This window comes from bacterium, from assembly GCA_020444065.1.
Lineage (GTDB): Bacteria > Sumerlaeota > Sumerlaeia > SLMS01 > JAHLLQ01 > JAHLLQ01.
The window spans coordinates 695,343-720,000 of sequence record JAHLLQ010000003.1; the positions used below are offsets into that span (position 1 = coordinate 695,343).

Below are 24,658 nucleotides of genomic sequence, written 5' to 3' on the forward strand. Positions count from 1 at the left end.
TGTCGACTTGTGTAAATGCGAACCATTTGGAGGGAGAAGACGTGACGACAAGCCCCCCAGGCTCGGCTCAAGAGGAGCTCTCCGGACCCACTCCGCCGTCGGTCGCATCGACCGTTGAGGCGCCGGGTATCGCCATCTTCGGACTTCTAACCTTTGTCGGCATCTTCGGATTTCCTATACTGGGCCTGAAGGCCATTCCTCTCCTTCTGAATGCTTGGTCAGACTCATCCCGGAATTGGCCAGGAATAGTGATGTTTGGAACAGGGGTTTGTCACTTCTACCAGCGCAACTTCTTCCTGCTCTTTCTTCCAATGCTGGCCATGTTCGTCGGCGCGACGTTTGTCTATGCCACTTACAGGGACAAACGAATCCGCCGAATGGGAGCGGCCATCTGGTTCCTGCTACTCTACGGTTTTGGCCTCTTCTGGACGCTTTCTGCAATCATTCCCCTCCTGCTGATGAGTGGGTGAGGCCCCCCTGCTGTCTGCCAATTCGCCCTGCTGCCAGGGCCATCTCTTGGCTAAATTCTATTGCGTAACCATTACAACTCGTGCCATACGCAATCCACCGAGTTGTGGAATTGATTGGGAATGAGGGGTTCAGGAGTCATCCCCCTGGCATGCGTCTTCGTCACGTCGATTATGCCTGTCGGTGGAGCATATCTTTGCACAATCGCTTCTCCATGAGCTTCCCGTGCCATTGGTTCGTCAATTCGAGTGTGGATCGATATTCCTATCCATGGAGGGAGCATTCGCATGTCAACAAAACACATCGTCCTGATACACGGAAGGTCGGTAAAGCCTCGACGGGAAGAGAAATGGAAGCTTGTTAAGGAAGCGTTGCTTGCAGGGCTCGAGCGCGTTGATCAAGCGGCGGCCGATGCTGTCCGCGAAGGGACCGTAAGGCTCTCTTTCGCATACTACGGAGACGTCAACAACGACATTCTCATAGAAGCTGAGCAATCACGGAAATCCTGGTTCAGCAGCGGGAGCCTGAAGGATTGGATGGTTCCAGACCCTGACGGCACATACTATGTCCCAGCAAGAAACTATCGTGATGGAATGGATAGATTGCTGGGTCGCCCGACCGAGGAACACAAGGCGAAGGACTACGGAAGATTACTGGAGGAGTACAAAGACCTGGCTGGCGTGGACAACCTGGCAAGTATTCTGAGCCCGGCCTTGAATATATTTGGCCTCAGCGATCGAGTGCTGACCAGTCAATTGCCTGACATGGGTAGGTACATGTTGAGCAGAGTGATTGGCTCCAAGATCCGACAGAGGCTTCAAGGCCCGCTCCTCAAAGCCATGAATGATGGCGATGACATCGCCCTTGTTGCACACAGCATGGGGTGCATTGTCTCATATGACGTCTTGTGGAAATTCTCTCGCATGAGCGAGTACCAGAGATGCTGGGACAAGAGAATTTCCCTGTTCATGACGCTGGGGAATCCCATGGGCGAACCCGCCATCAAGCGGGAGTTGTACGATGCCAACGAACCCGCAGATGGGAAGTACCCGCGGAATATCGACCACTGGCTGAACATCAGTGCCTATGATGATTTTGTGGCTCATGATGAAGACATTTCGGATGACTTCAAGGAGATGCGATCTTTGGGGCAGGGGATCCCACGAACTCGACTCGAGAACCCCAAACGAATCTACACATTCTGGGCGGGGAATGAGCGCGGCAATCCGAACAAGATCTCAAGCAATCCACACAAATTCTATGGCTACTTGAATCACCCCTATGTGGCAAAGCGCTTAGTGAAGTGGATTGAGCAGTAGATCCCAATCTTGATTCCACCGGCAGGATGCTGCCACAATCCAGGCGGCATCCTGCTCGGTCCATGACCTCCCAGACTCCCTTCCCCTCCGCGTCCCTTTTTGTCTTGTCCTGGGCCGCGCCATGGGGGCAGGCTCTCCCACCGTTTGGAAGCACCACCAAAATCTCCCTGACGCGGAAGGATCACGTTTTGAAGAAGGCTCTCGTTACTGGAATTACGGGCCAGGATGGCAGCTATCTGGCCGAACTGCTCCTCAGCAAAGGCTACGAAGTCTGGGGCATCGTGCGCCGCTGCAGCTCCTTCAATACGGAGCGCATCGATCACATTTACGCCGATCCTCATAAGAAGAACGTGAACCTGCACCTGGTTTACGGCGACCTGACCGATTCGGCCCGGCTTCACGCCATCGTGGACCAGGTCCAGCCGGACGAGGTCTACAACCTGGGCGCTCAGTCCCACGTTCGCGTCAGCTTCGACGAGCCCGAGTACACCTGCGACACGGTCGCCATGGGCAGCCTTCGCCTGCTCGAAGCCGTCCGCCGCATCGTTCCGAAAGCGCGCTACTACCAGGCCTCCAGCAGCGAGATGTACGGCAAAGTCCACGAAGTCCCGCAGAGCGAGACGACCCCCTTCCATCCGCGCAGCCCGTACGCCTGCGGCAAGGTCTTCGCCTTCTGGCAGACCGTGAACTACCGCGAGGCCTACGATATGTTTACCTGCAACGGCATCCTGTTCAACCACGAGTCCCCCCGCCGCGGCGAGACGTTCGTGACCCGCAAGATCACCCGTGCCGTCGGTCGCATCAAGACCGGCCAGCAGGAAGCCCTGTACTTGGGCAACATCGACGCGAAGCGCGACTGGGGATTCGCCGGCGACTACGTCGAGGCCATGTGGCTGATGCTCCAGCAGGATACGCCGGACGACTACGTCGTCGCGACCGGCGAGACGCACACCGTGCGCGAGTTCCTCGAGATCGCCTTCGGGCACGTCGGGCTGGACTACAACGACTACGTGAAGATCGATCCGCGCTACTTCCGCCCGAGCGAGGTGGACATCCTGCTCGGCGACCCGGCCAAGGCCAAGAAGCAGATGGGCTGGGAACCGCGTGTCAGCTTCGAGGGCCTGGTCAAGATGATGATGGACACGGACCTGGCGCTGGCGAACTGGGAGAAGGATCACCTGAAGGACAAGCGCCCCACCGACGCGGGCGATTGGCTGAAAGCTCACTCCTGACTATCTTCTGATAAACCCATGTGTTGCAGCGGCCCCCATTGCGGGGCCGCTCTTCACTTGTATGGCAATCGTTAACGCACGTCGATTTTATTTGCCGAACAGTTGACGATCTGTGTTAAGCGACGCATAGTGATTGTTGCCTAGGCAACACCTTGATATTGGGTAGGGGTGCATCGCACTCCCGACTTTTGACCGGAGGGACATTGTATGGACTCTTCTCTGTTTCGCATTTCACGTACGCTCGCCCTGGGGGTAGCGATCGGTGCATGCGCACCAGCTCTCGCCCAGGAATCACTTCCTCCCTTTCTTCCGTACGAAGATTTCATGGGGCCCACTTCCTACAAGACCGCCGATTTGGACGGCGACGGGGACATGGATCTCACCGACGGCGTCCATTGGTTCGAGAATCTCGGCAAGTCGCCCCCGTCATTCGCCCCGCACCTCGTGCATGGCATGTTGAGGTATCTTAACCATTGTACCCTTGTGGACTTCAATCGAGACGGCAGCGTGGACATCATTGGGGACTCAGATCTTGGCCTGGTGTTGCTACTCAATGACGGAAGTTCGATTCTGCCGACCTTCGAAGCGCTCTTCCCCATTGTGAATTGGAACGCGTCATGGACATATCCAGTTGATCTTGCCGTGGGAGATTTCGATGGCGACAATCGAAGTGACATCCTTTTTTCATCCGAGAAAGCCATCTATCTGGCACTGCAGCCAAAGCATCTGTACGAACCATGGGAAATCCGCAAGCTGCTTTCGTTCGAATCCATTACGCCTTACCGGTTGACCGTCGCCGACATGAACAATGACGGGCGAGATGATTTTGTCGCCTATGGATACTCATACGAGAACTCTCTGCCATTCAAGATCTACCTCAACCAGTTTGATGAAACGCCGCCCTTCGCAGAGGTTGAACTGGGACAGGGCATTCCGCAGGAAATTCAGATCGTGGACCTGGATAAGAATGGCGATATGGATATCGTCGGCCTCGTGGGTCCTTCCTCTATACTCGCTTGGGAGCACCGTCAGGACGACCCGCTGGGGTTCAATGTTCACACTGTCAGCCCTGCCTTGCCCAGCGGCCGCGGGCTCAATGTCGCAGACTTCAATCAGGACGGCGACTTGGACATCCTGGCAGGAACGAACGAGGGAAAGGTCGCATGGTATGAGCACAATGGGGATTTCGGGTTCACCGAGCGCTCCATCACGACGGCAGAGAAGCCTGTTATTGCCAATATGCTGGCAGCCATCGATCTGAATGTCGATGGGGCTCCAGATGTTCTTTTCACAACGAGTTCCTATGATGTTGCGTGGTACGAGAACGTCAACGGCCTCTACGCTGTCAGCGCATCGATCGTCGACGATAGTGGGGACGGAGTCCTGGAGCAGGCCGAATCCGGCGAGGTTCGAGTTCGCGTGAAGAACGGCAGCGGAGCCGATACGAGCGATTGTTCGGTTACGCTCGTCAGCAAGACAGCAGGTCTGACGTTCACACAGCCGATCCAGAATCTTGGCACACTCAACAGCGGCGAGACCGATGATCGTACGTTCGGTTTCACCCTGGATCCCACAATCGAATGCGGCGCTGAGATTCGGGCCACCGTGGTGCTCTCCTCTGAGCACGGCACGCGCTCCTTGCTCCTCAGTATGCCAGTGGGGGAGACGAGCGTCGCGCTGCTCGAACCACTCTCTTCGCCCGCGCTCGTAATTCCCGACGCCGATCCGCTTGGCGTTTCCGACACGATCAATCTTGGTGCACCCGGCGGCACATTGCTGAACCTGGAAGTCGCCGTAGACATTACGCACACCTACCGCGGCGACCTTGTGGTTCGTCTTCGCAGTCCGCGAGGGATTGATACTGTGCTCTTCCGTGGCAGCGCCGAACGCAGTGCGAATCTGCAGCGCACGTTCTCCGTTCCCATTTTGGCGGGCGAACCCGCGGACGGTCCATACACGCTGTATGTTGCGGATCTCCTGACCGGCGATGTTGGAACACTGAACTCCTGGGGGCTCGCTGCGAATGTGGAGACCACGACTTGTTTGAGCGGAACGCCAGCGCCGACTCCCACTACCCCCAGCAACGATCCGGCGATCGTCCTGGCAAACCTGAATTCGACGCAGTGGCAGACGGGCTCCCTTTCGCTCTTTACGGCGCCTGACTTCTCCGAGTCTGCAGAAGGGCTTGGATTGAGCATCGCTTCGAATCCCGATGGGACCTTCGGCGCGTGGTACACGCGCGAACCGCTCGATCCGCTTCCCGCAGGGCGCTACCTGATTCGTGCGCATATCGCGGAATCCGCTCACGTGGATAGCCGGCGCCACCCGGAAGTTCGCCTGCGCGTCTATCACGCGACGAACGAGCGCTCTGTGATGTCCGTCGCGCCTGAGATTGTCTCCGGCCAGGGTCTTTCGGACGTTGTCGAAGTCATCTGGCAGAGCGATGGAATCTCGCAGTGGCGCGTCGCCCTCGACTTGCTGTCCTTCGCCAGCGATCTCGAAGGTGGCTTCACTGTCACGAAGCTCGAAGCTGTACCACTGCCCTGACAAAGAAGAAGTAAAACGCGAGCGGGGCTTACAGGTCCAAGAACCTGTAAGCCCCGCTCTTCTTCAACAACAAGACGCTTATCGCAGCGTATCGTTCAGGGCCGTGCGCGCGTCCGTTTTCTCGTCGCGAATCTTCTTGATGATCAGCGCATACGTCTGGTGCGAGCCATCGCGGCTGGGCAGAGCGCCGGGCACGACCACGGCGCGTTCGGGAATCTCGCCGAAGATTGTCTCGCCTGTCATCGCGTTGTAGATCTTTGTCGACTTGCCCATGTAGCATCCCATGGCCATCACGGCGCCTTCGCGAACGATGCAACCCTCGGCGACTTCGCTGCGCGCACCGATGAAGACGTTATCTTCGATAATCACAGGCGTGGCCTGCATCGGTTCCAACACGCCGCCGATCCCAACGCCGCCGCTGAGGTGACAGTTCTTGCCGATCTGCGCGCAGCTACCAACCGTCGACCATGTATCGACCATCGTGCCACTGTCGACGTAGGCGCCAATGTTGACGTAGCTCGGCATCAGGATCGCGCCCGGAGCGATATACGCGCCCTCGCGCACGGTTGCCGGCGGCACCACGCGGGCGCCTTTCGCGGCCCAATCGCCTTGCACATCGACCTTGTCGTAGAAATGCAGAGCGCCGGCTTCCATCGCACGCATCTCGGACGTGCGGAAGTGCAACAGAATCGCCTTCTTGATCCACTCATTGGCTTTCCATGATCCGTCCGCCTGCTTTTCTGCCACTCGGATTTTGCCCGCAGACAATTGCTTCAACGTTTCACGCACTGCCTCGCGTGCTTCGCTCGAAACAGATTCTTTGTTCTCGAAGGCTTGTTCAATAACCTGCTGCATTCCAATATCTCCTGTTTGTGTTGTAAGCGGCTTGCTCAAGATCACGCTCTTGTAGTTCGTCGCTTCCCAATCGCAAGTGTCCACGATGCGAAAGCCGCGCCGCTCGTAGTAACGAATCAGATGAGTCGCGCCTTCACTCGTATCGCAAGCAAGATGCCGGGCACCCAACTCGCGCGCTCGCGACTCCACGAAACCCAGGAGTTGCGAGCCAATCCCCGTGCCCTGCATGTCCGGAGCAACAGCAAACTGCTGAAACAACGCGACGTCCGAACGCCGATACCAATCGCACGGCTGGTTCTTCGGCGGATAACTGAGGAGCACTGTCCCAATCAAGCGATCATCATGGGTGGCAACGAAACACTTGCCCTTTGCGATTCGCTTGCGCGTGATATCCGGTCCTTGCCACGTGGCAACGTATCGAAATCCCATTTCCGCCAGCACGCGATACGCATCGTGCAAGAGGTTCGTCAGCTCATCGATGGAGTCTCGCTCGTCGAGCAATCGGACTTTGACTTCGGCGCTCACTTCAGGTTGATGCCGCGATAGCGAATCAGCTCACGCAAGAAATCGCCGACGTCCGGCTTGGGCGATTCGATGTCCACGCTCACACCGAACTCCTTCAGTCGCGCTGTCAACTCCGGGCCGCGTGATGCCACGAGTACATTCTTGAGCAGCGCAGAGGCAATGTCGCGCCCCCATTCCTTCGCCACGGCTTCGATGGCCGATAGTGTGAAGAACATCACGACGTCGAGTTCGCGCGCCGTCAATGCCCGGCGCAAAGCCTCGATTCCTTCTTTGTCCGGGACGGAATGATAGAGCGGCAACTGTGTGACGCGCGCGCCGCGCCGTTCGAGCCCTTCACCAAGATCGCCGCGACCATGAGCGGACTCCGCAAGAATCACATGCACGTGCTCGAGGTTCTTTCCGAATGTTTCGCGAACGCCTTTCGGCGTGAATGGAACATGCACCTGTCGGCACTGGATTCCCATGTCATCAAGCACGTGCCATGTGCGTGCGCCCACGGCAAGAATCTGTGTGTGTGAACGCAAGACGCGAGCGTCGAGCTCCGCCCCGCGCAACGCATTGAAGAACGTACGCACACTGCTGGGACTCGCGAAGAGAATGTGCGTCGCCGTTCGGATGTCGTCCTGCAGCGCCTTCAACTCGGCGCTCAGGCCCTCCAGCGCTACGGGCTTCACAGCCGGGTGGAGCAACACCTGCGCTCCCGCTTCCTGCAGTTGTTCGCGCGCTTCCTTCGCGCGGTCCGGCGGACGCGTCACTGCCACGCGCCAACCGAAGAGAGGCTTCTCCTCGAAGAAATTCAGACGCGGCGCCAGGTTTACGACCTCGCCGATTACGAGGGTGGACGGTGTGCCGAGGCCGGCGCGGTCCACATCGTCCGGAAAATCCGCAATCGTTGAAATCAATGTCCGCTGCCGATTCGTCGTGCCCCATTGCGTTAGCGAAACCGGCTGACTGGGTGGACGACCGCCTTCGATCAGACCATCGCGAATCGGCTCCAGCGATCCCATCGGCATCAGGATCACAATTGTATCCGCCGCGCGGCACACCGCCCGCCAATCCACATCTTCGAGCACATCGGAATCCGCATCGTGCGCCGACTCCAGCGCGGGTGTGTCAACATCCTTGAAATCGGGCGGAGGAAGTTCCTGCGTCGGATCATCTTTGTACTTCGCTCGCTCTGATCGTTGTGCCGGGTCCATCGACACGCGCTTCTCAACGTGCGGCGCCTCGGTGTCCGACGTCACCACGACGACTCCGCTGTGGTGATCGCTGCGGATGCGAATGCGCTCTTGTTTCTCGTGTGGGCCTTTTCGAACGACGACGCCGGTACTGGGTTTCTCTTCAGCATCCCCGTCCGTCGCGGGCTCTTCCTGTGGCGGAGGTTCTTCTTCGGTCTTCTTGGGAGGAACGAGCGTGGCGCTTGTGCGCAGCCGTCCGTGCAGAATGATGACGGAGCCGGCCAGCCCGCGCTGCAGCACCGGAATGCCGGAGTATCCCGGCACGGCGATCGCCGACGTAATGCCGGGGACCACTTCCACATCCAGGCCGGCCGCCTGGCAGATGAGCGCCTCTTCGCCGCCGCGTCCATAGATGTATGGATCGCCGCCCTTCAGTCGAACGACGCGCTGGCCCGCTAGGCCGCGCTCGATCAGCATTCGGTTGATCTCGGTCTGCGGAATCGATTGCTGGCCGGGGCGCTTGCCGACGAACACGCGCTCGCAGTGCGTCGGTGCCAGCGACAGAATATCCGGATTCACCAACGCATCGTACAGCACCGCGTCGGCCGATTCGATCAGTTCCGCGCCGCGTCGCGTCAACAACCCCGGATCGCCTGGACCGGCGCCTACCAGATAGATTTTTCCCGCCATGCGTCACCATTCCCTTCATCCCGGCCATCCCAGGGGCCGGAAGAAGCATGAAGCCAGGTTTCGTGATTCGTCCCGAGCTTGGCGCCTGATGGGCGCCGTGGCAATGGGAACGTCCCGAAGTCGAGGCAAGGATCAAGCCGGAGGCCCCGGGAACATAAGCTCCCGGGGCCTCTCAGTGCGTCATTCTCATTTGTGCGCGGGCGATCACTTCGCGGCGTCGTCCGTCCCGCCTTCTTCCGCTTCCCCATCTCCCTCGTAGCCGCAAGCGACCTTGATCGCGCTCTCGATTTCGTCGCGCAGATCTTCGTTTTCCTTCAGGAAGGTCTTCGCATTCTCACGTCCCTGGCCAAGGCGTTCGCCCTTGTAGGAAATCCAAGCGCCGCTCTTCTCGACGATGTTCAGTTGAACGCCCAGATCGATCAGGTCGCCTTCGCGGCTGATGCCGTGGCCGAACATGATGTCGAACTCCGCGTCCTGGAACGGCGGAGCGCACTTGTTCTTCACTACACGGCCGCGCACGCGATTGCCCACGTTGACGCCATTCTCTTTGATGGCGCCGATGCGGCGCACCTCGAGGCGAATCGACGAGTAGAACTTCAGCGCGCGGCCGCCCGGGGTTGTCTCCGGGTTGCCGAACATCACACCGATCTTCTCGCGGATCTGGTTGATGAAGATCGCCGCCGTTTTCGACTGGTTGATCGAGCTGGTCAGCTTGCGCAGCGCCTGACTCATCAGGCGCGCCTGCAGACCGACGTGCGAATCGCCGATCTCGCCTTCAAGTTCCGCCCGCGGCAGCAGCGCAGCCACCGAATCCAACACAACCAGGTCCACCGCGTTGCTGCGAACCAGCGTCTCGACGATGTCCAGCGCCTGCTCGCCGTAATCGGGCTGACTGATCAGCAGCTCATCCAGATTCACACCCAGGGCCTTCGTGTACTTCGGGTCCATGGCGTGCTCGACGTCGATGAATGCCGCCACGCCGCCGGCCTTCTGAGCGCTCGCCACGGCATGCAGAGCGACAGTCGTCTTGCCGGAGCTTTCAGGGCCGTAAATCTCGATCACGCGGCCGCGCGGAAAGCCCCAGCAGCCCAGGGCACGGTCCAGCGAAATCGACCCCGTCGGGATCGCCGGCACGTCATCGCCTGCAATCCGCTCGCCGAAGCGACGGATGATGCCCTCGCCGTGATTCTTGCGCACCTGCGACAGCGCCATCTCCAGCGCCTTGTCCCGATTCTCACTCGTCTTGGGTGCGGATCTCTTCGCCATGACCCCGTTCCTTTTTGCAGTCGAATTGGAGTGGCCGCCTCAACGCGACCGTGCCCCCAGGAAACCGGGGGCACGGTGAGGCGTCAATTCAAAACATACGAACAAAAAGCGAAAACGTCTTTGGCGAGCTATTCCTCGCCCTGCGGCTCGGCCTGTGGAGCTTCTGGACCGGATGGCGGGTCTGGTTGCGAGAAGCGATTCTGCCATCTCCTGTCGTCGGGCCAGTCTGTTGGCCATTGCGGGTCGGCTTCCTGGTTGAAGCCGAAGTAGTCTCCCTGCAAGCGGCTCAGCTCCCGCTGCAGATCCTCCAGTCGACCCCGCAGTGCGAACATTTCGCGTTGAATCCGCTCGATTTGGCGGTCCGTCCGTTCGCGGTTTGTATCCTTTTCCCAACGAGGCGGCCCCACCTCGGACAGGACCTCTGCCACGTCTTCAAAGGGTACCGGCTCGTCGCCGGAAAGGCGCACCATCAGTTCGCGCATCCGCTCGACGCCTTCACGGGCTGGGGCAAGTCGTTCGTCCGGCGCCGCATGTTTGTCCAACTCCGCCAGCCGATCGGAGAGCTCACCTAAGCGCCTGGCGGCGTCGGGCGCGCGATCGCGCAGGCGATCGACGAATTCCTCCCGCTGCAGCTCGAGTAGCTCGGCCTGCAGTTCTGCGATGCGCTCCATCCGCGCCAAGCGGTGCGGGTCCGATTCTTCCGCCTCTTTGGCCTCGTTCAGTCTTTGAACGAGATCTTGATGTTCGTTCGCGAGGCGTTCCAGATCGTGGAAGTTACGTCGCATCTCGCGCCCGGCCTCAAACAGCGGGGCCAGTTCATCGATGCGCCCGCGCGCTGCCCTCGGCGGGCCGGGGGGCTTCTGTTCTGCCCGCGGGGCCTCTGCAGCGGGCTGCTCGCGGCGGTCGGGTCCCTGCCAGCGGCGGCCACCCTGCCAATCGCCGTCACCGCGCTGCGCACCGGCCGGCACGGCGAGTACCATAGCGAACAACGCAACGGCGCAGGCCTTCCAGAATGTACGATCCACAGGTGTGCCCTCCGTGTATTACAGCCTTCGCAAGCTCTTGGGGCAAGACGCGCGCCATCAGGGTCCGGGCGCCTTCTCCCGCCAGGCCCGAACTTGCCGCATCCCCAGCAGATACGCCGACATCCACAGGACGATCAGCGCGACCGATTCGATGATCCACTGTGTCCCCAGTGCCATTGGATGTTCCGAGGGGATCTCGCGGAAGAAGTCCATGCCGATCAGTCCACCAACGGCGCCCGCGATCAGAGCGGCTGCCCAGCGCTGCCGCAGCGGTAGCAGCGAGGCCAGCGCCGTCGCGCCCACCAGGGCGACCATCATCAGGCCCACCGGGACCGCCGCGGAGAAATACGGCTCGTATCCTCCGCCGCCGGCAGCAACCAGGGCGCTCAGCATCCCCGCCCCGATCAGAAGCCCTGTGGCGCGCCGCTGCGGCCAAAGGTACGAAGTCGCGAAAGCCAGGAGCGCACAAATCGCTCCGAGGGCAATGCGAGCCACTTCGATGCGGACGATCTCGCTGACCCGTGGAGGGCGCGGCTGCGGTCCGGCGAAGTCCTGGAAGATCGGCTTCAGGATCATTACCAGCAATTGTCCCAGTCCCAGAAGCGCGATGACGCTGATGGCCAGGAAGCTGATCATCCCGATCACGCCCAGCACTCCGTTGCTGAGTTGAGGAATCGGGCGCTCCTTGCCGACGCTTACCCAGATTCCCAGGGCGCAGAAGACTGTCGCGACCAGCATCGCCGCCGGGCCGGAGGATCCAACCAACGAAAAGGCCAGTGCGGCTCCGAACAAGGAAGCGCCCCATTGCCGCTGGGGCTGTGCAAAGATTGAAGCCGCCACGCAGGACATCGCTGCAGAGGCACTGCCGATCATCAGGCCCCACAGCAACTGGGTCAGCCACTCAGGCCCGCCGATCGTTGGTGCAAAGGCAAGCGACCACCCGAATAACGCGACCGGCACCAGCACAACGTAGTGCAGATTGTAAGTATGGCGAATCAGCGCCAAGAGACGCGCATTGTATGCACCCAGGACAACGCCCGCCGCACCGAACAGACAGGCGACAAACCAGCAGACGATTCCCAGGTCGATCTGGATGCGATTGCCGCTCAGCGCCATCCCCACAAGGCCTGCTAAAATACCGGCGACCGGCACCGCAATGAACGCGGGGCCGGCCGGCGGGGGAGTCTTCTTTGGGCTTTCGACTTTTTCTTCGGCCATGGATCAGGCGATCACGTCGGGGACTTCGTACATGAAGTTGATCTCACGCACGGGCACTTCTTCACCAGAGTCCTCCGGGCGCGGCTCAAGCTCAATGGTGATTTCCAGTTCCGTCGCGCTCTTGCGTTCCACCGTCACGCCATCCTTGTCGATCTCGAGCAGAACGGCATCCTTCGGCAACGTCTCCACAACGCGGACCGTTGACGTCTTGTCCTTGAAGTTCTCGATCTCGTAGCGGACGTGTACCTTGCGATCGTACATCACGACGCGGTCGCTCGTGTTCTTGCGCTGGTTTTCGCGCTTGTCGCTCATGATGCGACGCTTCAGCAGGATGTCCTTCACGGTGCCCAGTGTCAGCTTGGCATCTTCCTTCACGGGAGTTTCCGCCATGTAATCCTCACCCAGGAAGATTGTGCTGCCGGTGTTCTCTTCCCCGAAGATTCGGGCCTTGCCTTGCGTCAGCTTGAATTGCCCCAGGCCACCTTCCGCGGTGTTGTTGATCTCGTAGACCATCGAGATGATCTCGCCATCTTCACCGCGCGAGGAGTACATATTTGGCCGGGTGATGTAGAGCTTGTTGACCGGCAGCGCTTTCTTCTTGAAGGAGAGGAACTTGCGGGTTTCGTTTGCATCGACAGAGCGCGTCCAATCCTCGTTCGCATGCAGGCGAATTGCCGCGTCGTCCAGATCCTCGCCGCTGCCATTTGACATTTCGAAGTACTGGAGGAACAGTGCCTGGTCTTCCGCCTGGTTCACGGTCATTTCGTACGACGAGCTCTTTTCGATGCCGTACAGCAGGTAGGTGACGCGAATGCGTTCCGTGCGGGCCTCCGGAGTGTACAGCAGCCACGTCAGCGCATCCTCGTTCGGCGGATAGCCGATGCTGATGATCTTCGTCGCATCATCGCCATCGCCAGGGTGTGTCAGCGGCGTCAGGTGAATCGATGACTTGTCGATGGAGACACCACTCCACGAAAAGTCGATCGTGTTGTTTCCCTTCTGGAGCGTCACTTCGCGCTCTTCAGTCAGAAGGCTGTAGTTCGGGTTCTGCAAATTCACAATCAGGTCGGCGCGTTCCGGCAACGTCACCAGTTTCGTCCGTGCATTCGAAAGCGACGGAATCGCAAACAGAGCCAGCGCCAACACCGTGAGTAACATGCGAGTCGATTTCATTTCATAACCTCCTTGGTCGAGTCGGGAATCGGGTTGAGGGCGCGGCGTCAGTTGGAATTTACCAGACTGCCGGTGCGGGTTACGACGGTGATCGTGATGATGCGCTTGTCCTTCGGCGGCACCATCAAGTCCTTCCACTCCACCGTATTCTGATCGACCTTCTTGTATTCGTCACTCGCCTCGGTGATCGACCAATCGCCATTCATATAGCGGCGGATCTTGATCGGCACCTCGCGTGTCTTCGAGTTGCGGATTTCCAGTTCGATCTCCGATGTCTCTTCCCAACCGATGGGGTTTCCCCAACGATCGAAATCGAAGTTCCCGCGCTTGAAACTCATCTCGCGTTCCTCGTACAGGACCATGCCATCGTTGCCGAGGTTCAACTCGATGTCTTCGCCGATGGGAACGTACTTGTGCGAGTAGCTGGCTTCGAACCGCAGTCCCGACTGGCCGTCCTCGCTGTACACGTAGTACCTGCCGGCCGGCAGCGGGTCCTTGCCCAGCTCATGCTCTTCGTCATTCTTCAACTTGTAGAACTTCGTGACCTGGTTGCCGTACTTCGCCGGATCGTATTCGTAGCTTACATCGATCGGAACATCGAAGGCCGGCGGATCGGGCAACTGCTTCGACCAGCCCGTATCGATCGATTCCGTTCCGGAAATCGCGTACAGATAATACTCGGAGACAGCGGCTTTCACGATTTCTTTGGCTTCTGCGATTTCATCCATCGCATAGGCCGCGCCCCCCAGGGCCATACTCTCCATCATCGGTTCCGGGGCACGCGCCTCACTCTTCATCATCCCGCGCGCTAGTCTTTGTCGCATCACGTTCGACTGATCCCTGCCGATCATCCCGCGACGTGCCAGTTCGGCGATCGCCTCGACAAGATTGACCTCGCCAACGACGAGTCGCGTCTCCGCGTTGACGAAGTCCTCGCCGCTGTTATTGGAAATCGTGAAGTACGGCTCCAGACGGATGTTCGTTTCATCCGCATTCGCAAAGGCCGAGTAGTCCGCCTCCCAGCTCAAGCCGGACGCGAAGTACGTGATCTCGACCTGCGCCGAGTCTTCTTCCTCCGCATCGATATTCCAGATGATCGTGTTCGGCGCATTCGGGGGATAACTGGCATCCAGCACCGTGAGATTGCCGTCGTTGTTCAGGATTTGAATCTGCAGCGACGTCGGATCGATCAGCGTGTTGGCCCAGGAAAACTGAATCTGGTTCTTGCCTTCGCTGAACGTCAGCGTGCGTGTTTCGCGCGCCAGCGTCAAATCCTCGCTCTTGTAGATCGTCAACTGCGTCTTGTCGCTTGATGGCAGCGTCACCAGATCGATCTTGGCTGTCGATGCGGCCGGCATCGCCAAGGCGCCGGCGACCAACAGTGCGCCAAGCATCTTGCCCGCCCAGCGTCGTGCTGCAAAGGTGCCTGTCATGATATGGGACCTCCTTCGAGAGGGTTGTGGTTTTCGGTATTCAGTTCGTATCGAACCGGCCGGCAGTTCCCCTCGCGAGTCCGTCCCTGCTTTTCGGTTCGGTCTTACCGCGTCGGGCGAATCTGACGATAACGGATGATTGCTTGCTCAACCATCCGGCGCATTTCCGGATCCGTCGTATTGGAGTACTCATCGATCACGAGCTTGTAGTACTTCTGCGCATCGGACGCGCGATCCAACTCGTCCAGAGAAAATCCCATCCCGTACAGCGCGCTGATCCGCACTTGATCGTCGTTCGGAAATGCCTGAAGGACGTGCTCGAATTGCTTGGAGGCACTCTGGAAATCCTCGAGTTCCTCGTAGATGTTGCCGATCAGCAAAGAGGCCACCGGCGTGTAGGTCTCGTCCTGTGGAAATCGCTTCTCGACGGCACGGTAGGCTAGAATCGCCTTTTGCATTTCCAGCTTGCGCGTGTCTTCCTCGAAGATTCCCTGGGCGGTTCGCCTTTGCGTTTCTGCAACCTGGAACTGCTCGCGCGCCGTGTCGACTTCCGGCACCAGGTACACCGGCGCTTTCTCGCAGGAGGCTCCGATTCCTACCAACCCCAGCGCGACCACCAGCAACATGCGATGCACCAGGCTCTTTACTTGATCCAATCCACTCATCGTTCTTCGTCGTCCTTCGGGGGTTTCGACAACGGCCCGTTCGGCTTTGTTCCGTCGTCCGCGGAAAAATCCTTCCGCTCGCTTCGATGGTCCAAGAATTCCTGAAGAATGACCGCCGCCGCAACCGAATCAACGCGACCCGGCGCACGATCCGCCGGACCAAGGATTCGCTTGGCTTCCACCGAGGTGTAGCGCTCATCCCAATATTCGATGTGCAATTTCGGCAACCGTCGCGCCAGCGAGCGCCCAAACGCCCGCGTTCGCTGGGCCTGCTCGCCCTCCACGCCGCTCTCCAGCACCGGCAGGCCGATCAGCACGACCTCTGCGTCATAGCGCGTCACCAGTGCCTCGACGGCGTCCAGCGCCGCGCGCCGCCCCGGCGCGATGATCGCCGGCAATGTCGACGCGATCACCCACGACTCCGACACGGCCACACCGATTCGCTTTTCGCCCACGTCGAGGGCCAGGGCTGAGGGCATGAGGAAGCCTCGATGGCAGGATTTGGGAGAGAGCGGATTGCTATTCGGCCGGCAGTCGTTTCCACAACTCCGGCACGGCCGCTTCCAGACGGCTGACAGCTTCCGCTTCGTTGGCCTTCACGATCTGGCGATCGCGCAGGATCCACTCGCCGGCGACCATCGTATCCGTGACGTGCCGGCTCGCCAAGCTGAACAAGAAGTGCCCCGCCACCGAACCGAGTCCATCCACCATGGCCGGCGGGCGATCCAGAATCGCAAGGTCCGCCTGATAGCCTGTCTCCAGCCGACCGAGTTTCACGCCCAGCCGCTGGCCGGCCAACTCGGCGCCACGATACAGCATCGCCACCAGGTCGCCCCAGCCCAAACCGGTCTTGCCTTCGTTGGAGCGGAACGCCGCGACGCGGAACTCCTCCAGCATGTCGCTGCCGATGCCGTCCGTGCCGAGCACTGCGCATTCCGCCATCAGCCCGACCGGGGCGTAGCCCACGGAGTTGTTCATGTTTGATCGCGTGTTATGTGCAAAGAAGCATCCCGCCTGCTTCACGCGCTTGATGTCCGAGTTGCTCAGGTGCGTGCAGTGGCCGAAGAGGTTGCCCTTCGAGAGGATGCCGGACGAGTCGAGCCGCGCCATCAGCGAGGCGCCGAACTGCTCGCGACAAATCGCATCGTCGCACGGATCTTCCGCCACGTGAATGTGTACCGGCACACCCATGCGCTCGGCCAGCTTCTGGCATCCCTCCAGACCTTCGTCGTCGATCGTGAAAGCCGCGTGGGCGCCCACCATGCCGGCGAAGAACGGTCCGGTGTTTGCCGAGAGGAAGCGCTCGTTTTCCGCGAGTCCCGCATCCTGTTCGGCCTTGCCGCCATTGCGGCCGGTGACTTCGTAGCACAACACCGCGCGTTGTCCGACGGCCGCGATGCCGTCCCTCAGTGCATCGAGCGAACCAGCGATGTAACCTGGGCTGGCGTGGTGATCGATCATCGTCGTCACGCCGCATCGAGCGGCCTCCAGCGCACCCGCCAAGCCGCTCAATTCGACTGTTTCCTTGTCCAACGCACGATCCAGCCGCCACCAGATGAGCTCGAGGATTTCATGGAAATCCTTTGGCGCCCGCGGCGGGGGAGGCATCGTACACGCCAGCGCGGAATACAAGTGATGATGCCCAACCACCAGGCCGGGAATCACCAACTTGCCATCGAGATCGATCACCGTCTCGCCACCCTCGGCATCGATCCGGGGAGCGACACGAACAATCCCATTCCCTTCAACAACAAGATCGGCTCGTTCAATCTTGTCGCGTTGCGGATGCAGCAGGTATCCGTTTTGGAGAAGGAGTTTCGTCGACATATTCACCTCTTCGTTGAGAGGAGTGGCGAGTGGCGAGTGACGAGTGGCGAGTTGTCTTTAGATGAACACGCCGATCGACATCGTCCAACGCGCTACTCCGGGAGCTTACTGACTAGGCTGTTCAGCATTCTGTTGATTTCTTCCTGCAGTCCGAGGATCGGCTGCAACTCGTCTTCGCCCACATAGCCCAAGTGCATTCCGATCAGTAATTGTGTTTCCACTTCTGCCAAGGAGCCCCTCGCGATCGAAAGGAACTGTCGGAATTCCCTGGTCGACTTCCGCGCCTGCCCCTCGGCAATATTCGATGGAATCGAGACCGCCGCCCGTCGAACTTGACTCGTCAGACCATACACTTCCTCGCGCGGGAACTGCTTCGTGATGCGATAGACCTGAAGCGACAACTGCATCGACTTCTGCCAGACAATCAGATCCTTATAGCAAGTAACCACCATATTCCCCCAAGTCATTGGTCATTGTTCGCGTTTACTCGCCACTAATTACTCGCCACTCGCCACTTGCTTGTCCCCACTCGCCACTATCCACTATCCCTCTCCTCCCGCACTGCACACACGCCCTCGCGCGTTACGGCGACGTGCGCGGCGACAAGTCCCGCCAGCAGCCCGTCTTCATACGCGAACGCCGGGTTTGTGGAGATCGCGGGGAAGCTGTGCGGGTCCATGACGTCATCTTCCGTCATGCGCGGATCGATGCGGCGGGCGACCTTGAGGGTCTTCGTCCGCTGCTGCTCGACCATCTGCTGCAGGAAGATATCCAGGTGACGGACGAAGTCCTCCAACAATTTTGGTTCGGTCATCGCGTGCTCCCAGGGGGTTCGTTGTTTAGCGCGTCGCCATTGCCTGGATCGAGTTCGGTTCTTTGCTATCCAGTACACCCTGCGTGACGGTGCGGATGATGTGGTACACTTCCGTGTTCACGGAATGCGCTTCGGTCAGAACCTTCGCCAGGAACGTTTCGGTCACCTGGTGCGTCTTTGTGTCGAACTCCGCAATCAGGAACTCATCCCTCAACGTCGCGCGATTCTGTTTCCGGTACCAATCCATCTCGTATTCCTGGCCGTTGATGCGGGCGAACACGTGGACCTTGTTGCCGGCCTCGAGCTCGATCGCAAATCCGTCGTCGCTTGCTTCCAGCCAACCGACGCGGTCGCCGAAGAACCGCGGCTTCTTCATGAACGGGCCGCCGTGCTCGGGGCAATACGTCATGCAGTTGCTGCACTCGTTGCACCAATCGGCGTAATTCGCCAACTGGTGGTCCTTGCCAACCTCGAACTCACCGGCCTTATCGCCCACCTTGAAGCCATCGTGAGGCGTCCACAAGATTTCCTGCGTCACGACTTTCTCCGGCTTCACTTCATACGCGAACATGGCGTCGTTCGGACAGACGGGAATGCACTTGTCGCAGTTAATGCAGTCGAACAACTCGAGGTTCGACTTGATTTTCTTGGGCTCTCGACGATTGCGATCGTAGCTGTAGCGATCGTCTTCCGTCACAGTCTTTTCGTAAGCATCCCAGTTCACCGCCATTGCCTGGCGAGTCACGCGGTCGAGGATCGCACGCGCGGCTGCCTCGTTGGCTTTCGGATCGCCCGTGGCCAGCGCCTCGTACGCATCCTTTGCCGGTGCGGCGGGGCACATGCGCTCGGCCTTGCCGGGCACTTCGACGCTGTCCGCTTTGTGCAGGAAATTCCGCGCGGCATCTTGCGACATCTCGACGCCTGCCGCGGCGAACTCCTTCACCAGAAGTTCCTCCGCGTTTCCTGCAGAGGCACGGACGAATTGCGGCAAAGTCTTCGCACCGACCGATTCCATCTCTTTCTTCAGTTCCGTCAGGTACGGCGACAAGCGCCCGTAGCCACCGGGCTTCAGCAGATCCGTGCATGTCGTGATCGGCGAGCACCCAACCTTCGCCATTTCCGCAACGTTTTCCTTCGTCACGCCGGCGCTGAAGGACAACGGCTCCATCCAGTTCGTCGCCCTCCGCCAACGCGCCGCCAGCACCGACGAGATCACGTGCAGAGGCGCACCCGACAGATACATGACTTTTTCGGACGCGGGCAGCACGCCTTCTTTGTTCAGTGTTTCCAACGTGTTCGTGAACTTCGCCCCAACGCTCAGGCCGCGCTTGCGAGCGACTTTCTCCAGCCGCTGCATCATCTCCACCGATTCGTCGAACGTCATGCCGACTTCGTACGCGTGCGGATTCGTCTCCAGGTGCTTGTAGCCCAGCTTCTTCTGCAGGAGACCGTTCACGTCTTCTTTGCCGAGCATCGTAGGATTCATCTTCACGATCGTGTTGATGTCCATTTCCTCGAGCAGGAAGAGCGCAATCTTCTCGATCTCATCCTTCGGGCATCCGTGGAACGTCGACAGCGTCAACGTGTCGGACAGTTTCGGCTGCGGGCGGTGCTTCCTAAAATGTGAAAACTCGGCGGGCAACTCATCGTCGAGCTGATCGAAGACCTTCGACGCATCCTTCATCGTCTTCAGGAAGTGCATCACGCGCTTCGACTGAATGCCCTTCAGATCGTAACCGACGGACATGTCCCAAACGATCGTATCCTGGCTTGCCGGCACCGGGCTCTTGCAGCCCAGCAGATTCTCGCCGCGGATGATGCTGACCAGGTACGCCGCGACGCAGTACTCGTAGATCGATTCCTCGATGCGCAGCTCCTGGCTCCATTCCACATTGAAGCCGATGTTGCGCACATCGATGCACGGCCGCGGAATTTCCAGCCGATCCATGATCTGAATCGTCTTCAGCTCGAAGAAACGGGCACCGGCCACATAGGCCAGCACGATGTTCTGCGCCAACTGCGTGTGCGGTCCGGCGGCCGGACCTACCGGCGTGCCGGTCGGCTTGCCATGCATCGCCGCGCGAAAGTCCACGCCCGCGTCGCGCTCGGGCTTGTACCACACCCGCTCCGGCATGTCGTAGCACCGCTTGTGCTGAAGCATCTCCGGCACCATGCGCCGAAGCTGGGCCGCGAAAGGAATCGATCGAAGGTCACGCATTTCTCAAGTCGCTCCTGCAGGTTGTTATCCATCCTCAAACCTTCAAACCTGCCCCAACCCCACCGAATGGCTCAAGTGATTTCGCTCCATCCGATACAGACGGTTGTCTTATGATCGATAGAATAAATGCGCCAGACGACCGGCCAGATCCTACTCGTCACTCGCCACTAACCACTCGCCACTCTTCTACTCACCCATAACCCGGCCGAACAACGCCTTCACCGGGTGGTAATACTTCACCAGGATGACAGGCTTTTCGGAGCGCCTTGCAATCGTCTCCGGGATGCTCCCGAAGAGGATCTGCGGGTAGATGCTGCGGCCGGCGGCGCCGATCACGATCGCGTCGTATTCCTCCGCAGCCTCGACGATCGCGTCCTCGACCGCCTTATTACGGAGAATCGTCTTTCCAACGTCCACGGGTTCGCCGGCCTTCAGCCGATCCACGGCATCTTCCAGGCGCTCTTCAATCTCCGGCTTCTGCTCTTCGCGCTCGGGATTCAGAACGCTGCAGACGGTCAGCGAACCCTCGTTGTAGCGCGCCACAGACGCGGCGTACTGTTCGGCGTGGCGGGCATGCTCGCCGCCGGCCGTCGGCAGCAACAAGCGACGCAGTGGCCCATCGCCGACAAGCTTCACCAGCATGATGTCGCGCTTCGCGTGGTTCACAACGTCGTCCACGATTTCGCCAAGGATTCGCTCCGTGGTTGTCGAGAACCCCTTCCAGCCGAGGATGATCAAATCGCAATCGCGCTCGCGGGCGGCCTCCAGAATCGCACGCGCCGCGTGGCTGCCCACGCTGACCAGCGACGTGACCGGCACACCGTGCTTTTTCGCGCAGGAGTGCGCCTGCTCCAGAATCTGGCGTTCCTTTTCGACGAACTCATCCTCGTCCATGCGCGGAGCCTGCTCCGGCACGAGCGCCACACGAAGCGTCACGATCTCGCCTTCGCGTTCCTTCGCAATGGCGGCGGCCAGGTCGACCAGCGGCTCCACGTTTTGCGGATTCGCCAGCGGCACCAGCACCCGGAAGCGGCTGTTTCCCGTCGCGTAGCGTCCCATCGCGACGCGCGATGGCTCGCCCGGGATGCTCGCCTCCTCTGTCTGCCGACCCTTCCAGACCAGGAATCCAAGCAGGCCCAGCAGCACGCAACTGAGCGCCAGCAACACCGGCCCGACCTGCGTGATGATCTGAGAGATCAGATACAGATTCGCCACAATTCCCAGCGCCGGCAGCAACGGAACCAGCGGCACGCGGAACGGGCGTTTCAGATCCGGGAACTTACGCCGATGCAGGATCAGCGCGCCGTTCACCATGATCAATGCCAGCAGCAAAACGATGTTGGCGAAGTACGAAAGGTCCTCCAAATGGAGGCTGAGCTTGAACAGCAGGATCGTTCCACCGACGAACAACAGCGCGATGATCGGCGTACGTGTCCGTGGGTTGATCGTTCCCATTTCCTCCGGCAAGTGCCGTAGATGGCTCATCGACAGCACCACGCGCGAGCCCGCCATGATCGACGCGTTCGCCGCTGAGATCATCGAGAACAACGCACCGCCGACGATGACCAGGCCGCCGACTCCGCCGAGGAATTTCTTCGCCGCGGTTCCCATCGCGGCTTCGGTATACTCGTTCAGATTCGCCGCAAGCATCACCAGTACCACCAGCGTGTACAGCACCGTCACGATGCCCATTGCGATGAAGATTGCGCGCGGAATCGTCTTCACCGGGTTGCGCACTTCGCCAGCCGTTGCCGCGATGGCGGAGAAGCCAAAGAACGTAATGAACACCATCGCCGCCGTGCCGCCGATCTTCAGGAAGTCCGTGCTGAAGCGATCGATAAAGATCTGGGGATCCACGTGTCTGATGCCGCCCGCGATGAACCAGATCAGCAGCAACACCTTGCCGCCCGTGACGATGATCTGGAACTGGCCGCTTTCCTTTGTTCCCTTGATGTTCAGTAAGGTCAGCGCAATCAACGCGACCACGCCCGATAAGCCCTCGTAGGGAGTCTTTAGAATGAACTCGTAGAAGTAACTGGAGAGACTCGAAAGGTAGAAGGCACACGACGCCGTGTAGCCCAGGAACAACGTCCAGCCGACCAGGTAGGCCGTCGGCGGCGAGAACGTCTTGCGCGCGTACAGATAGCCTTCGCCGGATTCGGGGTAGATGCTGACGAACTCGCAGTACGTCAGCGCCGTGAACAGCGCCACGATCGCGGCGAGCAGGAATGCCACGATCGCCGCCGAGCCCACATTTCGGATCGCCAGGCCGGACAACGTGAAGATGCCCGCCGCGATCATCGTTCCCACACCGATTGCCAGCGCAGACGTCAGGCCCAGATCGCGGGCCAGCTCCGCTTGAATCGGAATCTTGCCATTCTTTTTATCCGGCATTACTCGGTCTCCCTTCCCACAAGAAGACGGGGCAGATTGTTGTGCTCAAGCGAAATTCCCTCGCAAGCCGCTTCCCCAGAGGCCTTGCGCTCGTCCGCGCCTTCCCCACACCATTCGACCCATGACGAATCGAGCCGCCACAGCTCTCTTTATTCTCTGGGTCGCCGCGCTGGCGCTGATCCTGGCGCCGTTGGCCCTCGGGTTGGGCGGCAGCACCCAGATCGAAGGCCCGGGCCTCGACGGCGGCCGGATCCTCGAGCTCGCCGGCAACAGCATCCTCATGAGCCTCGGCGCCGTTGCGCTGGCACTCGTTCTCGCCGTGCCGATCGGCCTGACCACGGCGCGGCTGATGCCGCCGAAGCGCGCCCTGCTGCTCCTTACCTTTGCCATGGCGCCGCTATTCATTCCTCCGCCCGTGGTCGCGATCGCCTGCGCACGGCTGTTCGGCCCGGCGGGGCTGCTGACAGACCTGATCACCGGCGGCCAGCCCTCCTTTGCGGTCTCGGCCCGAGCGCCCGCGGGCGCGCCGAAAGTCCCCGGCGCTCCCATCTACTCCATCCCGGGTGGCTCCTTCTCGCTGGCAATCGCCCTCTTTCCGCTGGCGGTCCTAGCGATCCACGCCGCGCTGCGCCGCGCAAACCCCGAAGCCGAGTCCGCTGCGCTCCTTGAAGCCCGACCCGGCCGCGTTCTGCGCGCCGTGACGCTTCCCCTGGCCGCTGGAGGAATCGCCGCGGGCGCCAGCCTCGTCTTTCTGTTCGCGATCACCGAATTCGGCGTGCCGGAAACCCTCCGCAGCCTCCCCGTACTCGTCTCCGAGATCTACGTGCAGTTCGGCGTCTACTACGACACGCGATCTGCGCTGATGGCGGCGCTGACCATCGTTGGGCTGGGCGCCGGCGGGTTTGCGCTCGCCGCCGTGATTCTTCGCGCGACGGGTCTCGGAGATATCGATCATGGCGACTCCAGCAATGCCGACGCGACCCGACTGCCCGGATTGCTGAGCCTGAAGGCCGCCGGCTGGGTGCTGGGCATCGTGCCGGCCGTTGGGATCGTTGCCGTGCTGATCGCCACCGCCACCGGGCCGCAGGGCCACCTCGCCGTCTGGCGCGACACCCTCAAGACCGCGCACGAGGAACTCCTTTTCACCCTCGGCCTCGGGGTCGGAATGGCCATCCTGACCGCCGCCGTTGGAGCCGTGCTCGGCGCCGCCCTCTGGACGCGCCGCCGTCCGATAGGATGGCGACTGCTGGTCGCCGCGCCGCTGATCATGCCCGGACCGGTTCTCGGCATCGGAGCCAGCATCTTGCTGCATCGCCCGCCGGGTTCGCTGCCGCTGCGGCTGGACGACGCACTGGCATCGCTCGCCGGAACGCTCGTGCCCCTGATGGCCATTTGGGTGCTGCGCTACGCGCCGGTTGTCGCGCTGATTGTCGAAGGCCTCCTGCGATCCATGCCGGCCGCCTGGACCGAACAGACCCGCCTGGACGGCGCGAGCTTCTTCGAATGGTGGGGGAGCGTTGCGTGGCCCGTTTGCTGGCCCGGAGTGATTGGTGGGATGCTCGCCGCACTCGCCCTCAGCCTCGGCGAAGTCGGCGCCGCCGTGCTCTTGCTCCCGCCCGGCCCGACGACTCTCGGCGTACGGCTGGCGACGCTGATGCACTACGCCCCCACCGGCCAGGTCAGCGCCCTCAGCGTCATGACCCTCCTCCCAGGCCTGCTGGCCTACGCGGGGGCCGTGGGAATTGTGGTGGCGGCAAAGGGCAAGCAGGCTGATAAGGTCCATTGATGTCCGGCGCATGCCGACGCGCGGA

General features: G+C 60.4%; 19 protein-coding genes. 5 read left to right on the forward strand and 14 right to left on the reverse strand.

Annotation, left to right across the window (positions count from 1 at the left end; translation table 11 throughout):
- Positions 1 to 41: 41 nt before the first annotated feature.
- The 4 genes from KQI84_10590 to KQI84_10605 all read left to right on the forward strand — a co-directional run bounded on the left by KQI84_10590 (position 42) and on the right by KQI84_10605 (position 5,566).
- On the forward strand, positions 42 to 470 hold the full coding sequence (locus tag KQI84_10590) for a hypothetical protein (GenBank protein MCB2155324.1): 429 nt from the start codon (positions 42 to 44) through the stop codon (positions 468 to 470).
- 285 nt (positions 471 to 755) lie between these two features.
- Entirely contained in the window at positions 756 to 1,787 is a 1,032-nt protein-coding gene (locus KQI84_10595) for a hypothetical protein (protein ID MCB2155325.1), read from the forward strand.
- A 62-nt stretch (positions 1,788 to 1,849) separates the two neighbouring features.
- On the forward strand, positions 1,850 to 3,019 hold the full coding sequence (gmd, locus tag KQI84_10600) for a GDP-mannose 4,6-dehydratase (protein ID MCB2155326.1): 1,170 nt from the start codon (positions 1,850 to 1,852) through the stop codon (positions 3,017 to 3,019).
- A 207-nt stretch (positions 3,020 to 3,226) separates the two neighbouring features.
- Complete coding sequence (locus tag KQI84_10605) at positions 3,227 to 5,566, forward strand: VCBS repeat-containing protein (protein MCB2155327.1); 2,340 nt, start codon at positions 3,227 to 3,229, stop codon at positions 5,564 to 5,566.
- 78 nt (positions 5,567 to 5,644) lie between these two features.
- On the opposite strand, the gene KQI84_10610 is transcribed toward KQI84_10605, so the two are convergent.
- The 14 genes from KQI84_10610 to KQI84_10675 all read right to left on the reverse strand — a co-directional run bounded on the left by KQI84_10610 (position 5,645) and on the right by KQI84_10675 (position 22,847).
- A complete protein-coding gene (locus KQI84_10610) occupies positions 5,645 to 6,946 on the reverse strand; it encodes a 2,3,4,5-tetrahydropyridine-2,6-dicarboxylate N-succinyltransferase (protein ID MCB2155328.1) in 1,302 nt (433 codons plus the stop codon).
- Positions 6,943 to 8,814, reverse strand: coding sequence for a uroporphyrinogen-III C-methyltransferase (cobA, locus tag KQI84_10615; protein ID MCB2155329.1), 1,872 nt, complete (start codon positions 8,812 to 8,814; stop codon positions 6,943 to 6,945). Before cobA ends, KQI84_10610 begins: the two co-directional genes overlap by 4 nt.
- 204 nt (positions 8,815 to 9,018) lie before the next feature.
- Positions 9,019 to 10,080, reverse strand: a complete 1,062-nt coding sequence (gene recA / locus KQI84_10620) for a recombinase RecA (protein MCB2155330.1) — start codon at positions 10,078 to 10,080, stop codon at positions 9,019 to 9,021.
- A gap of 128 nt (positions 10,081 to 10,208) precedes the next feature.
- Entirely contained in the window at positions 10,209 to 11,105 is an 897-nt protein-coding gene (locus tag KQI84_10625) for a hypothetical protein (GenBank protein ID MCB2155331.1), read from the reverse strand.
- A gap of 57 nt (positions 11,106 to 11,162) precedes the next feature.
- Positions 11,163 to 12,323 (reverse strand): hypothetical protein, encoded by a 1,161-nt coding sequence (locus KQI84_10630; protein ID MCB2155332.1) that lies wholly within the window; start codon positions 12,321 to 12,323, stop codon positions 11,163 to 11,165.
- Between the two features lie 3 nt (positions 12,324 to 12,326).
- A complete protein-coding gene (locus KQI84_10635; GenBank protein ID MCB2155333.1) occupies positions 12,327 to 13,496 on the reverse strand; it encodes a hypothetical protein in 1,170 nt (389 codons plus the stop codon).
- A 47-nt stretch (positions 13,497 to 13,543) separates the two neighbouring features.
- Positions 13,544 to 14,929 (reverse strand): hypothetical protein, encoded by a 1,386-nt coding sequence (locus KQI84_10640; protein ID MCB2155334.1) that lies wholly within the window; start codon positions 14,927 to 14,929, stop codon positions 13,544 to 13,546.
- A 104-nt stretch (positions 14,930 to 15,033) separates the two neighbouring features.
- Positions 15,034 to 15,594, reverse strand: coding sequence for a tetratricopeptide repeat protein (locus KQI84_10645; protein MCB2155335.1), 561 nt, complete (start codon positions 15,592 to 15,594; stop codon positions 15,034 to 15,036).
- Complete coding sequence (gene ruvX / locus KQI84_10650) at positions 15,591 to 16,073, reverse strand: Holliday junction resolvase RuvX (GenBank protein ID MCB2155336.1); 483 nt, start codon at positions 16,071 to 16,073, stop codon at positions 15,591 to 15,593. The genes KQI84_10645 and ruvX overlap by 4 nt, the downstream gene beginning before the upstream one ends.
- 40 nt (positions 16,074 to 16,113) lie before the next feature.
- A complete protein-coding gene (locus KQI84_10655; GenBank protein MCB2155337.1) occupies positions 16,114 to 17,421 on the reverse strand; it encodes an amidohydrolase family protein in 1,308 nt (435 codons plus the stop codon).
- A gap of 92 nt (positions 17,422 to 17,513) precedes the next feature.
- Positions 17,514 to 17,873, reverse strand: coding sequence for a four helix bundle protein (locus KQI84_10660; protein ID MCB2155338.1), 360 nt, complete (start codon positions 17,871 to 17,873; stop codon positions 17,514 to 17,516).
- A gap of 83 nt (positions 17,874 to 17,956) precedes the next feature.
- Positions 17,957 to 18,235, reverse strand: coding sequence for a hypothetical protein (locus KQI84_10665; GenBank protein ID MCB2155339.1), 279 nt, complete (start codon positions 18,233 to 18,235; stop codon positions 17,957 to 17,959).
- 25 nt (positions 18,236 to 18,260) lie between these two features.
- A complete protein-coding gene (locus KQI84_10670) occupies positions 18,261 to 20,453 on the reverse strand; it encodes a 4Fe-4S dicluster domain-containing protein (GenBank protein MCB2155340.1) in 2,193 nt (730 codons plus the stop codon).
- 186 nt (positions 20,454 to 20,639) lie between these two features.
- Positions 20,640 to 22,847 (reverse strand): amino acid permease, encoded by a 2,208-nt coding sequence (locus KQI84_10675; protein MCB2155341.1) that lies wholly within the window; start codon positions 22,845 to 22,847, stop codon positions 20,640 to 20,642.
- On the opposite strand from KQI84_10675, the gene KQI84_10680 reads away from it, so the two are divergent.
- Positions 22,825 to 24,633, forward strand: a complete 1,809-nt coding sequence (locus KQI84_10680) for an ABC transporter permease subunit (protein MCB2155342.1) — start codon at positions 22,825 to 22,827, stop codon at positions 24,631 to 24,633. The genes KQI84_10675 and KQI84_10680 overlap by 23 nt on opposite strands.
- The last annotated feature ends 25 nt before the right edge of the window (positions 24,634 to 24,658 follow it).